Origin of the sequence: Bacillus mojavensis, from assembly GCF_012648005.1 — a bacterium.
GTDB lineage: Bacteria > Bacillota > Bacilli > Bacillales > Bacillaceae > Bacillus > Bacillus mojavensis.
This window is the reverse complement of sequence record NZ_CP051464.1, coordinates 2,930,919-2,943,030: the sequence shown is the minus strand read 5'-3', so window position 1 is coordinate 2,943,030 and position 12,112 is coordinate 2,930,919. Positions and strand designations below refer to the sequence as shown.

Annotated in this window: 14 protein-coding genes and 1 pseudogene; 10 read left to right on the top strand and 5 right to left on the bottom strand. The window is 45.2% G+C overall.

Annotated elements, in window-relative coordinates:
• Window positions 1–15: 15 nt before the first annotated feature.
• From HC660_RS15410 to HC660_RS15385, 6 genes and pseudogenes are all read left to right on the top strand, one after another.
• Window positions 16–1,476, top strand: coding sequence for an o-succinylbenzoate--CoA ligase (locus HC660_RS15410; protein WP_168748597.1), 1,461 nt, complete (start codon window positions 16–18; stop codon window positions 1,474–1,476).
• Window positions 1,473–2,588, top strand: a complete 1,116-nt coding sequence (gene menC, locus HC660_RS15405; protein ID WP_168748596.1) for an o-succinylbenzoate synthase — start codon at window positions 1,473–1,475, stop codon at window positions 2,586–2,588. The genes HC660_RS15410 and menC overlap by 4 nt, the downstream gene beginning before the upstream one ends.
• Before the next feature lie 276 nt (window positions 2,589–2,864).
• Entirely contained in the window at window positions 2,865–3,788 is a 924-nt protein-coding gene (locus HC660_RS15400; protein WP_010331600.1) for a metal ABC transporter solute-binding protein, Zn/Mn family, read from the top strand.
• A 17-nt stretch (window positions 3,789–3,805) separates the two neighbouring features.
• Window positions 3,806–4,558 carry a metal ABC transporter ATP-binding protein gene (locus tag HC660_RS15395; protein WP_168748595.1) on the top strand — a complete coding sequence of 251 codons (753 nt, stop codon included), beginning with the start codon at window positions 3,806–3,808 and terminating at the stop codon, window positions 4,556–4,558.
• A 5-nt stretch (window positions 4,559–4,563) separates the two neighbouring features.
• Window positions 4,564–5,872: pseudogene (locus HC660_RS15390) on the top strand (iron chelate uptake ABC transporter family permease subunit).
• Window positions 5,862–6,749, top strand: coding sequence for a metal ABC transporter permease (locus HC660_RS15385; RefSeq protein ID WP_168748593.1), 888 nt, complete (start codon window positions 5,862–5,864; stop codon window positions 6,747–6,749). The pseudogene HC660_RS15390 and the gene HC660_RS15385 overlap by 11 nt, the downstream one beginning before the upstream one ends.
• A gap of 21 nt (window positions 6,750–6,770) precedes the next feature.
• Here the strand turns inward: HC660_RS15385 and HC660_RS15380 are convergent, their stop codons facing one another.
• From HC660_RS15380 to HC660_RS15370, 3 genes are read right to left on the bottom strand one after another with little or no spacing between them, the layout of a single operon-like run.
• Window positions 6,771–6,929 carry a DUF1540 domain-containing protein gene (locus HC660_RS15380; RefSeq protein WP_010331596.1) on the bottom strand — a complete coding sequence of 53 codons (159 nt, stop codon included), beginning with the start codon at window positions 6,927–6,929 and terminating at the stop codon, window positions 6,771–6,773.
• A 53-nt stretch (window positions 6,930–6,982) separates the two neighbouring features.
• A complete protein-coding gene (locus tag HC660_RS15375) occupies window positions 6,983–8,026 on the bottom strand; it encodes a cytochrome d ubiquinol oxidase subunit II (RefSeq protein WP_168748592.1) in 1,044 nt (347 codons plus the stop codon).
• A gap of 42 nt (window positions 8,027–8,068) precedes the next feature.
• Window positions 8,069–9,400 (bottom strand): cytochrome ubiquinol oxidase subunit I, encoded by a 1,332-nt coding sequence (locus tag HC660_RS15370; protein ID WP_010331594.1) that lies wholly within the window; start codon window positions 9,398–9,400, stop codon window positions 8,069–8,071.
• A gap of 201 nt (window positions 9,401–9,601) precedes the next feature.
• On the opposite strand from HC660_RS15370, the gene HC660_RS15365 reads away from it, so the two are divergent.
• The gene (locus tag HC660_RS15365) at window positions 9,602–9,850 is read left to right on the top strand and encodes a type B 50S ribosomal protein L31 (RefSeq protein ID WP_010331593.1); all 249 of its coding nucleotides are present in this window, start codon (window positions 9,602–9,604) and stop codon (window positions 9,848–9,850) included.
• 110 nt (window positions 9,851–9,960) lie between these two features.
• Window positions 9,961–10,524 (top strand): beta-class carbonic anhydrase, encoded by a 564-nt coding sequence (locus HC660_RS15360; RefSeq protein ID WP_010331592.1) that lies wholly within the window; start codon window positions 9,961–9,963, stop codon window positions 10,522–10,524.
• Here HC660_RS15360 and yidD read toward each other — a convergent pair.
• A complete protein-coding gene (gene yidD / locus HC660_RS15355) occupies window positions 10,521–10,748 on the bottom strand; it encodes a membrane protein insertion efficiency factor YidD (protein ID WP_010331591.1) in 228 nt (75 codons plus the stop codon). The two genes, HC660_RS15360 and yidD, sit on opposite strands and share 4 nt — an antisense overlap.
• A 127-nt stretch (window positions 10,749–10,875) precedes the next feature.
• On the opposite strand from yidD, the gene HC660_RS15350 reads away from it, so the two are divergent.
• Complete coding sequence (locus HC660_RS15350; protein ID WP_168748591.1) at window positions 10,876–11,349, top strand: S-ribosylhomocysteine lyase; 474 nt, start codon at window positions 10,876–10,878, stop codon at window positions 11,347–11,349.
• Window positions 11,350–11,469: 120 nt separating this feature from the next.
• Window positions 11,470–11,913 carry a FixH family protein gene (locus HC660_RS15345; protein WP_010331589.1) on the top strand — a complete coding sequence of 148 codons (444 nt, stop codon included), beginning with the start codon at window positions 11,470–11,472 and terminating at the stop codon, window positions 11,911–11,913.
• Here the strand turns inward: HC660_RS15345 and ytzI are convergent.
• Window positions 11,907–12,056, bottom strand: coding sequence for a YtzI protein (gene ytzI, locus HC660_RS15340; RefSeq protein ID WP_044153683.1), 150 nt, complete (start codon window positions 12,054–12,056; stop codon window positions 11,907–11,909). The two genes, HC660_RS15345 and ytzI, sit on opposite strands and share 7 nt — an antisense overlap.
• Window positions 12,057–12,112 lie beyond the last annotated feature (56 nt).

Below are 12,112 nucleotides of genomic sequence, written 5' to 3'. Positions count from 1 at the left end.
CTCGGAGATGATGACATGCTGACAGAACAGCCCAACTGGCTCCTGCAACGGGCACAGCTAACACCTGATAGAATCGCTCTCATTTATGGAGATCAAACCGTGACATTTGCTGAATTATTTGCCGCATCCAAACGAATGGCGTCACAGCTTTCAGCTCATTCTTTTCGAAAAGGGGACACCGCGGCTCTTCTGCTCGGAAACCGGGCGGAGATGGTATATGCTGTTCACGCTTGCTTTTTGCTCGGCGTAAAAGCGGTCTTGCTGAATACAAAGCTGTCTAAACATGAAAGGCTGTTCCAACTGGAGGATTCCGGCGCCCGCTTTTTACTGACGGACGAAAGTTTTGACATGCAGGATTATGAGCAAATGGCTGAAACCATTAATATCGATGAACTGGTAAAAGAAGAGGCACAGGATATTGAAATTGAGCCGTACATGCAAATGGACGCAACGGCGACGCTCATGTATACCTCCGGGACAACGGGCAAGCCCAAGGGAGTTCAGCAAACGTTTGGAAATCATTATTTCAGTGCGGTGTCTTCTGCTCTTAATTTGGGTATAACAGAAAAAGACCGCTGGCTTATCGCGCTGCCGCTCTTTCATATCAGCGGGCTGTCAGCGTTATTTAAATCTGTGATTTACGGAATGACGGTCGTGCTTCACCAGCGTTTTTCAGTAAGTGATGTATTGGATTCTATCGACAGGCATCAAGTTACGATTATTTCTGCGGTGCAGACAATGCTGGCAAGTCTTTTGGCAGAAACAAACCGTTGCCCGTCATCCATCAGATGCATCCTGCTCGGCGGAGGTCCTGCGCCGCTTCCTTTGCTAGAAGAATGCCGAGAGAAAGACTTCCCCGTTTTTCAATCATATGGAATGACGGAGACATGCTCACAAATCGTTACTCTCTCGCCAGAATTCAGTATGGAAAAGCTCGGATCAGCAGGAAAACCGCTGTTTTCATGCGAAATCAAAATTGAGCGGGACGGAAAAGCGTGTGAGCCGTTTGAACACGGTGAAATTATGGTGAAAGGCCCGAATGTCATGAAGAGCTATTTCAACCGGGAAAGCGCAAATAAAGCATCCTTTCAAAATGGCTGGCTGAAAACAGGCGATCTCGGTTATTTGGACGGTGAAGGATTTTTATATGTATTGGACAGGCGATCAGATCTTATCATTTCAGGAGGAGAAAATATTTATCCCGCTGAAGTGGAGTCTGTGCTGCTTTCTCATCCGGCTGTTGCAGAAGCCGGCGTTTCAGGCGCGGAGGACATAAAATGGGGAAAAGTGCCTCATGCTTATCTTGTGCTCCAGCAGCCTGTCAGAGCTGAAGAACTGACCGCTTTTTGCAAAGAACGATTGGCGAAATATAAAGTTCCGGCAAAATTCTTTGTATTAGACCGCCTGCCGCGCAATGCGTCGAATAAGCTATTGCGAAATCAGCTGAAGGATGCGCGTAAAGGAGAACTGTTATGATCGAAATAGAAAAAATTACGCTTTATCATTTGAGCATGAATCTAAAAAAACCGTTTAAAAACAGTATTGAGACGCTTCAGGAGCGCAAATTCTTGATCGTGGAAGCCATCGATATATCCGGAGTTACAGGATGGGGGGAAGTGTCTGCGTTCTCCTCACCGTGGTACACCGAGGAAACGATTGGTACTTGTCTGCATATGCTGAAGGATTTTTTTATTCCTAATGTCGTCGGACGTGAATTTAGCCACCCATCTGAAGTGCCGGACAGCTTGGCGCGCTACAAAGGTAATAGGATGGCAAAAGCGGGGCTTGAATCAGCTGTTTGGGATATTTATGCAAAAAAGAAGGGAATTCCTCTTGCGGAGGCATTAGGCGGGACAAGAGACAAAGTCCCTGCCGGGGTTGTTGTCAGCTTAGCGCCTCTTGAGGATATGCTGAAAGAAATTGAGGCTTATCAAAAAGAAGGCTATCAAAGAATTAAAATTAAAATTCAGCCAGGACAAGATGTGGAACTGGTAAAAGCCATCCGCAGCCGCTTCCCTGGCATCCCGCTGATGGCTGATGCGAATTCCTCTTATGAACTCAAGGATATCAGCCGCTTAAAGGAGCTTGATGAATATCATTTAATGATGATTGAACAGCCGCTCCAAGCTGACGATATTGTTGATCACCGCCACTTGCAGAAGCATATGAAAACGGCGATTTGCCTTGATGAAAGCATTTGCTCAGCTGATGACGCGAGACGGGCGATTGAACTGGGAAGCTGTAAAGTAATTAATATCAAGCCTTCTCGTGTCGGCGGATTGACGGAAGCTCTGAAAATCCATGATCTGTGCAAAGAGCACAATATGCCGGTTTGGTGCGGAGGAATGCTGGAGACTGGCATTTCAAGAGCGCAAAACGTGGCGCTGGCTTCCTTGCCTCAATTTACAATACCGGGCGATATATCGTCATCTTCAAGGTATTGGGATGAGGATATTGTGACCCCTGATATCCGTATTGATAACGGATTTATTTCTGTGTCGAAACAGCCTGGTTTAGGGGTTGAAGTAAATCAGGAAATAATGAGAAAATATGTGACCAAAATGGATGTTTTCACACAGCATGGATGAGAAAAAGACATTTTATCAATTTGAGAGAATGTGAGTGTGCTGTTATAGTAAAAGCGTTGAATACATCCCTTCTCGTTTGGACCGGCTGCTGAACCAGCCGGTTTTTTTATGTGAAAATGTCTTGACAGAAATGGACAAACGCGATAATTTTGCACTAAGGAAACTTTTTGTCCTATATAAACAAAACATGCTTATGTCTAATTAAATGTCACATGTCTAAGAAAACACATCATATGATAAAACAACAGGACATCGATGGCAAAGAGGAGGGAACAAATGAAAAAAAGAGGGCTGATAGCGGCATTGATCCTTGCATGCCTTGCGTTATCGGGCTGTGGATCAGAGTCTTCCGGTAAAAGCTTTGATCAGGGACTGCAAGTGACGGCAACGACATCTCAGATTGCGGACGCGGCTGAAAAAATCGGCGGAACGCATGTTAAGGTCACTTCTTTAATGGGACCGGGAGTAGACCCCCATCTTTACAAAGCGTCACAAGGTGATACGAGAAAATTGACATCAGCAGACGTTGTGCTTTACAGCGGCTTGCATCTCGAAGGGAAGATGGAAGATATTCTCCGTAAAATCGGTGAACAAAAACAAGCGGCAGCGGTCGCCGAAGCGATTCCGAAAAGCAAGCTTATTTCTGCGGGGAAAGGGAAGATGTATGACCCTCACGTCTGGTTCAGCATCCCACTATGGATTTACGCAATTGATGAAATTGAAGAGCAATTCAGCAAAGCGATGCCTGAGCATGCAGATGACTTTAAGAAAAACGCAAAAGAGTACAAGGATAATTTGCAAAATTTAGATAAATGGGCGCGTCAGGAGATTGCGAATATTCCGGAGAAAAGCCGTGTCCTTGTAACCGCCCACGATGCGTTTGCGTATTTTGGGAAAGAGTATGGATTTAAAGTAGAAGGCCTGCAGGGACTCAGCACAGATTCAGATTATGGCTTAAGGGATGTACAGGACCTGGTTGAGCTTTTGGCAGAAAAACAAATTAAGGCTGTTTTTGTAGAAAGCAGCGTGTCTGAAAAATCAATTAATGCTGTGGTGGAAGGAGCTAAAGAAAAAGGCCATTCGGTGTCAATCGGCGGTCAGCTCTATTCAGATGCAATGGGTGAAAAGGGGACAAAAGAAGGCACATACGAAGGCATGTTCCGCCATAATATCAACACGATTACGGAAGCGCTTAAATAAGGAATAGAGGTGAAAAAATGTTTCCTGTTGAACTGGAAAATGTAACAGTCGCTTATGATAAAAAGCCCGTTCTGCAAGAGATCTCGCTGCAGGTGCCGGAGGGGAAATTAATCGGTATTATCGGCCCAAACGGCGCTGGAAAGTCCACCTTGATCAAAACGATTCTCGGTCTTGTGCCCCGTGCCTCAGGAGACATCTCCATTTACGGCGAAACTTATAACCAACAGCGGACAAGAATCGGATATGTGCCGCAGCGAGGTTCGGTTGATTGGGATTTTCCTACCAGCGCTCTCGATGTCGTGCTGATGGGAAGGTACGGCCGAATCGGCCTGCTGAAAAGACCGAAAAAGGCAGATGTGGAAATGGCTGAATCGGCTTTAGAAAAAGTCGGCATGCTCGATTATGCGAAAAGGCAGATCAGCCAGCTGTCAGGGGGCCAGCAGCAGCGGGTATTTCTTGCCCGGGCACTTTGTCAGGACGCCGACATTTACTTTATGGATGAACCGTTTGCCGGCGTGGATGCAGCGACGGAGCGGGCAATTATGACTCTATTGGCGGAGCTTAAGGATAAAGGCAAAACCGTACTTGTCGTCCACCACGACCTGCAAACCGCCGAAGACTATTTCGATTGGATATTGCTGCTTCATTTAAGGAAAATCGCCTTTGGACCGGCAGAGGACGTGTTTTCGATTGAAAACCTTCAAAAAACGTATGGAGGAAGGCTGACATTTCTAAAAGATAAAGTGCTGGCAGAAGGTAATAAGGGGTGAGCGCATTGATAGAAAGTTTGTGGCTGCAGCTCCAGCATCCGAATACACAGTGGGTGTTGGCTGGGACGCTTTTGCTCGGCGCAGCAAGCGGCGTGTTGGGGAGCTTTGTGCTGCTTAGAAAACAAAGTTTAATCGGAGATGCGATGGCTCATTCTGCCCTGCCGGGTGTGTGTCTCGCTTTTCTGTTCACCGGAGAAAAATCGCTCCCTTTCTTTTTGCTCGGCGCGGCGCTTGCAGGGCTTCTCGGAACGTGGATGATTCAGCTGATACCGCGGCTTTCAAAAACAAAAGAGGACTCGGCAATCGGGATCGTTCTCTCTGTGTTCTTTGGCGTCGGCATTATACTGCTGACATATATTCAGCAGCTGGGCTCGGGAAGCCAAAGCGGACTTGATTCCTTTCTGTTCGGCCAGGCTGCTTCATTAGTCAGACAGGATATCATTCTTATTGCGGGAGTATCCGCCGTTTTATTGCTGCTTTGTACGGTCTTTTTTAAGGAATTTAATATCATTACCTTTGATATCGCATTTGCAAAGGGATTGGGATTGCCGGTGCGTTTTTTAAACGGACTATTGGCCTGTCTTATTGTCTGCGCTGTTGTGATAGGGCTTCAAACTGTAGGTGTTATCTTAATGGCAGCTATGCTCATTACTCCTGCGATTGCCGCAAGATATTGGACCGAGCGTTTAACGGGCATGATCATAATTGCCGGGATGGCAGGCGGGATGAGCGGCGTGTCCGGAACGTTGCTGAGCACAACAATGGAGGGCATGGCGACAGGGCCTTTGATGATTTTATCGGCGACGATCATTTTTCTTTTTTCAATGATTTGCGCACCTAAGCGGGGATTGGCTGCTAAAGGGATAAGATTAATAAGGCTGCGAAGAAAAACAAACCGGGAGCAGGTGCTTCTAACGATTTTTGAGCAGTATGAACATAGTGAAATATATGTAACGGAGGAAAGTGTACGAAAGAAGAGGCGGCTTTCACCTTCATTATGTCATAAAGTTTTGGTAGATTTGGAAAAAGAGAGGTGCGTTGTGCGGATTGGAAACGGGATTTGGCAAGTGACACAGGCTGGGATAGAAAAAGGTTATCTTACAGCTTTAAAATATCGGATGTATGAAATGTACCTCATGCATGAAATGGATTTGGAAAATGCAGATGCGGATCAGGATGATTTTGTGCCGGACCGGTTGCCGGAGGCCACAAGAGATAGACTTCTTTCACTTTTGAAGCTGCATGGCAGGATGCCTGAGCTCCGTCAGCCATACCCTGAAATCGAAAGGGGGGAAGATTGCCAATGAGCTTTGAAGCGTGGATTATAGCGACGGGCATACTAGTCGGTGTCAGCTGTGCGTTGATCGGTACTTTTCTTGTATTAAGGAGAATGGCAATGCTGGCTGATGCCATCAGCCATACTGTTTTGCTTGGAATTGTTGGTGCTTTTCTTGTGACAAAAAGCCTGGACGGGATTCCTATGTTCATCGGGGCAGCCGTGTCGGGACTGTTAACAGCATTTTTGGTACAGCTTCTTCACAGCAAAGGGGTTCAATCAGATGCCGCCATAGGAGTTGTTTTTACCTCCTTATTTGCAGTTGGTGTCATTTTGTTATCAGTATATGGAGCGAATGTCCATCTCGATATTGAACATTCGCTAATGGGAGAAATCGCTTTTGTGCCATGGAATACGGTCACGATATTCGGAGTGGACATCGGGCCAAAAGCGTTTTGGATGCTGGTTGCTGTGCTGCTTATCAACATAACGATGGTCAGTGTGTGTTATAAGGAGTTTAAAATTGCTTCGTTTGATCCGCAAATGGCTTTGGCCATCGGGATACCGGTTATGCTGATTCATTACCTCCAGATGGGTATGCTGTCGCTAACGACCGTTGCCTCCTTTGATTCGGTCGGCGCCATATTGGTTGTGGCGATGCTGATTGTACCGCCTGCTGCTGCCCATCTATTAACGGACCGGCTGCTTTATATGCTGATTATCAGCGCGGTCATCGGAGGGCTGTCAGCTCTATTGGGCTATATCTGCGCAACATGGCTCAATGTTTCCATTTCCGGAGCGATGGCGGCAATGACAGGGGTTTTTTATGCTGGTGCCTTTTTATTTTCGCCATCAAACGGAGTGATGACGAAAAAGATAAGAACGCTCAAAGCACAAAAAGAAAGAGCTGTCTAATGCCAGCTCTTTCCTTTATTTTTACAAATCTTGTGGTTTAAACGTTTTGCAGTCTGTTTCCCGGCTGTTTTCGGCAGTCTCGCCAGTATGGCTGACAACATAAATGGCATCGGCTGTGCATCTGTTGCCTTTGTCCCAATAAGAACAGTTGTTGACCTCGCATAGGATTTTCTGGTCCATGCCATCCCCTCCTTATAAAGGTTCAAGCTTAGTATAGCCGGTGGGCTTGGGCCCTATTCCTCCTGCTGGCGGATATACCGTTTATCCTTCATAAACAGCTTCCAGAAGAAATAGAAGCCCGGGAAGAGGATAATGAATGCAACGATATATGTCATAAACAGCGCCCTGAACGTGGCGGGCTCGGTGAAACCGGACATGATCGTCACGTCAGGATAAATCATATAAGGGAGGTGGGCGCGGCCGTACGCGTAGCTTGCCAGAAAATACTGTATCGCAATCGCGACAAGCGCCAGTCTGGGTTTCCCAATCTTTTTGCCGAAGCTTTTGTTAGGCAGAAAAAGAGCTATGCCTGCGATGATGAATGTAATAAACGACGCAATAATCCAGGAAAAATCATTCATCATTCCAGTATAAAGCCAGTTTGCTTCATTCCGCATCGTTAGCATAATGCATATGGCAAATAGGAGCGAAATCGGACCGGTGATTAAGGCGCTTTTTCTGTATGCCGTGTAGGCGTCCTGTTCCTCAGCCACATTCGAAACATCCGCCAGCAGCAGGGAGGATAAAAATAAAGTGCTTAAAATCGCAAACCCTATAAATGAATAGGCGTTTGGGCTTGTCAAAATGGTAGACATATTCAAGCTGTATACCCCGTCTGTGCTTTCGATAAATCCACCATGTGTCACCGGAAGAACCAAAATCAGAACAGCGGGAATAATAAAACCGGAGATGCCGGAAATATATCTTAACAATTTCCTTTCCTTCGCTGTGTTTGAAAAAACGAGAAAACCGCTTCGGATTGCTAAAAGCAATAAAATAATGCTGCCGGGAATTAATAAAACAGTTCCGAGCACAAACGTTGCACCTGGAAAAAAGCTGAAAAGCGCAACGACGATGGCTACGATAAAGACGTTAGTGACCTCCCAAGTCGGCGACAGAAAGCGATTTGCGATATCAGTCGCCTTCATATGCTCCTTGTTTAAGTAGATCATAGACCAAAATCCCGCTCCAAAATCCATTGTGGCCATGACGGCGTAAATAAACACAAAACCCCAAATAATTGAGATGGCGATCAGAGCGTCCGTTGAAATGTCCATTTGTCGATCTTCCTTCCATTTAGTTTCCTGCTTGCGAAGCTATTAAGACTCCGCCGTATTTAAATCCTCATCCACAGGGTGCTTTTTGAAATAGTAAAGCAGTACATAAACGACAGCTGCGCCCAACACGGCGTAAACGAAGGTGAAAAACAGGAAAAGCACTCCGATCGAGCCTGTCGTCGTGACAACATCTGATGTCTTCAGCAGATGATAGATGACCCACGGCTGTCTCCCTGTACAAGCGAAAATCCAGCCGAATTCAATTCCAATCATGCTGAGAGGACCGGCTGTCATGAATATCACCAGCAGCCAGGTCGGAAAACGATCTTTCTTTAATACTTTTCTCCAGACGACACCGATAATGGAATAAAGAATAAGCAGCATTCCGACACCGACCATCGCATTAAATAACGTGTGGATAAAAAGCGGCGGCCATTCGTCTCTCGGAAACGCATTTAATCCTTTTACAACAGTGTCAAAACTGTTGGCTGCCAAAAAGCTTAATGCCCACGGAATCTCGATTGCCCATTTCACTTTTTCCTCCTCCGGATCGGTAAATCCTCCGATTGCAAGCGGGGCATGGGATCTTGTTTCAAAAAGGCCCTCTGCTCCGGCGAGCTTTTCCGGCTGATATTCATGCAGCATTTGTGCTGATTCGTGCCCGTTTAAGGCAGTTATCAATGAAAAGATACCGCCGACCGTCAGCGCGAGCAGCAGGGCTTTCCGGTGAAAGCGATAGACGTTTTCTTTTTTTCTGGACCGGATCATTTTGTATGCGGCAACAGAAGCAACGATAAAGGCTCCTGTCATGAACGCAGACAGAACGACATGGCCGGCGGTTACAAAAAAGCTTGGGTTAAAAAACGCGGCCCACGGATCAACATCAGTTATCTTTCCGTTTGTCATTTTAAATCCGGCTGGTGTTCCTTCAAAGGCATGGACATTCGTGATCAGAATGGCGGACGCCGCGGCCCCGATCAGCACAAAAACAACAGCGATAATCCTCATAACCGGCGATAAACGGTCTGCAGCATATACATAAATCGACATAAAAAGGGCTTCGATAAAAAAAGCGTAGATTTCAATTTGGAATGGCAGCGACATGACCCGGCCGACGACTTCCATAAAACCCGGCCATAAAAGCGCGAGCTGAGTACCGGCAATGGTTCCGGTCGGAATGGCGACCCCCAGCAAAACAGCCTGTGCTTTCGTCCATCTCTTCGCCATGATGGCATAATGGTCATCCTTCGTTTTTTGATAGATCAATTCAGCTATTAAAATCATGAGCGGCAGACCGACTCCCAAGGTTGCGAAAATGATATGAAAGCCCATTGTCGTACCAAAAAGACTCCTAGCCAAAACTAAATCATCCACAATAATAAACCACCTTTCACAAAACGATCTGTATGTAATATGGGTTTATTATTTGCTTCCTCGGTTAGATTATTCTTCCTGTTCTTAAAAGCTTGAGGTTTATGAAGCGAAAGATCGGGAAACATGTAAGGAGATTGACAAAATGTTTGTTAGGTTATAAAATAAAACGTAATTATTACGATTTAATAAGGAGAGATAGACATGAAGGAAGGAATTCATCCAAAGAATCACAAAGTAATATTTCAGGATGTAAACAGCGGATACCGCTTTTTGAGCAGGTCTACCAAAACATCGGAAGAAACAGCGGAGTGGGAAGATGGAAACACATATCCGGTTATTAAAGTAGAGGTAAGCTCTGATACTCATCCATTTTATACAGGCCGCCAGAAATTCAATGAAAAAGGCGGAAGAGTCGAGCAGTTCAACAAAAGATACAACATGGGAAAATGAGGCAGCCGCAGGGCATGCCTTTTTTTCTGGTCTCAACATCATGCCGGTAGGATGACGAAAGGCAGTGGCTGTGATATATTGGAGAAAAAAGACCGGAAAGGAATACCGCTATGAGTCTTCTCAATGATATTCTTGAATTTAATAAAACTTTTATTGAACATAAAGATTATGAAAAGTATCAAACATCAAAATTCCCAGATAAAAAAATGGCGATTCTTTCTTGCATGGACACTCGTTTGGTTGAATTGCTGCCGCATGCGATGAATATGCGAAATGGTGACATCAAAATTATAAAGAGTGCCGGTGCGCTTGTCACTCACCCGTTCGGAAGCATTATGAGAAGTTTACTGGTAGCAGTGTACGAACTGAACGCCGATGAAGTCTGTGTAATCGGACACCATGATTGCGGCATGAGCAAAATCAGCAGCGAAAGCATGCTCAATAAAATAAAGGAAAGAGGAATACCGGAAGAACGCATCGAAACACTGAAGTACTCCGGAGTCGACTTTGATCAATGGTTTAAAAGCTTCGATTCAGTAGAAGCGAGCGTAAAAGACAGTGTGGACGTCATTAAACATCATCCGCTGTTCCCGGAAACTGTGCCTGTCCATGGTTTAGTCATTAATCCTGAGACAGGAAAACTGGATGTTGTCGTAAATGGCTATAACGATTAATCTTTGCGCTTTTTTTCTGGGACGGGGTCGACACCGCCCGGATGAAATGGATGGCATTTTAAAATCCGTATGAGAGTCAGCCATCCGCCTTTAAGGGCGCCGTGCGTTTTAATGGCTTCGATTCCATATTGTGAACAAGTCGGATAAAAGCGGCACGTTGGCGGCGTCAGCGGCGAGATGAATTTTTGGTACCCTCTGATCAGAGCAATAAATATGGTTTTCATGGTTCTTCAGCAACCTTTCTGATCCAAGTATAAAAAAAATAACGCGGTTTGAAAAGTTATTCGATAATTCTTATCGGAAAGGTATGTTATAATAAATATACATTTTAAAAAAAGGGAGAGTGCCATTATGCCTTCAGTAGAAAGTTTTGAACTTGATCATAATGCTGTTGTTGCCCCATACGTAAGACATTGCGGTGTGCATAAAGTAGGAACAGACGGCGTTGTAAATAAATTTGATATTCGTTTTTGCCAGCCGAATAAACAGGCAATGAAGCCTGATACAATCCATACCCTCGAGCATTTGCTTGCGTTTACGATTCGCATTCATGCTGAGAAATATGATCATTTTGATATTATTGATATTTCACCAATGGGCTGCCAAACCGGATACTATCTTGTTGTCAGCGGAGAGCCGACTCCTGCGGAAATCGTTGATCTGCTTGAAGACACAATGAAGGAAGCGGTAGAAATTACCGAAATTCCGGCTGCCAATGAAAAGCAGTGCGGCCAGGCGAAGCTTCATGACCTGGAAGGCGCAAAACGTTTGATGCGTTTCTGGCTGTCACAGGATAAAGAAGAATTGCTAAAAGTTTTTGGCTAAATAGAAAAAAGACCTTTTTGCTTTCGGGCAAAAAGGTCTTTTTTGTGACGGTGCAGATTTTGTATACCATTTGCTGTAAGCGTTTGCTACTATTGAGGTAAACACGAAAAGGGTGATGGAATGAAAAAGATGGTCGCTGCAGTACTTTTTTCTGCTGTTTTTTTATTGAATGGGTGCGGATCAGAGGAGAACAAAGCACATACAGCAGCTGAGACGCCTGAGGTATTAGATGTAAAACTCACCGGACCGGAAAAAGTGAAGCCGGGAGAGAATGCTGCTTATGAAGCGGCGGTTTCTTACGGAGATGAAGCGGTGACAGATGCTGATGAAGTGGAATTTGAGGTATGGAAAGACGGAGAAAAAAATGACAGCAAGATGTTTAAAGCCAAACAGGAAGATGGCGTATACCGATTTGAGACGGAGTTTAAGGAAGATGGCGTATACACTGTACAATCTCATGTAACTGCAAAAAAACAGCACAGCATGCCGACCTTAAAAGTCCAAGTCGGAGACGCCGATGCTGCCATCAAGAAACCTGAAGAAGATCAATCACACCATCATTGACCTTTTGGATCTGAACCGGGAGCATTTCCTTCTTGAGGAGGGTCAATCGTGTGCTTTACATTATAGGCTTTTACAGTCGTCCAAACGCTTACGAGCAAAACAGCCAGCACAATCAGAATACTTATCGTGATGAGAAGCGTCATGATTCCACCTCCCGTTTTCAATAATTGTAACATAGTGGAAGACATTGTGTCAGACG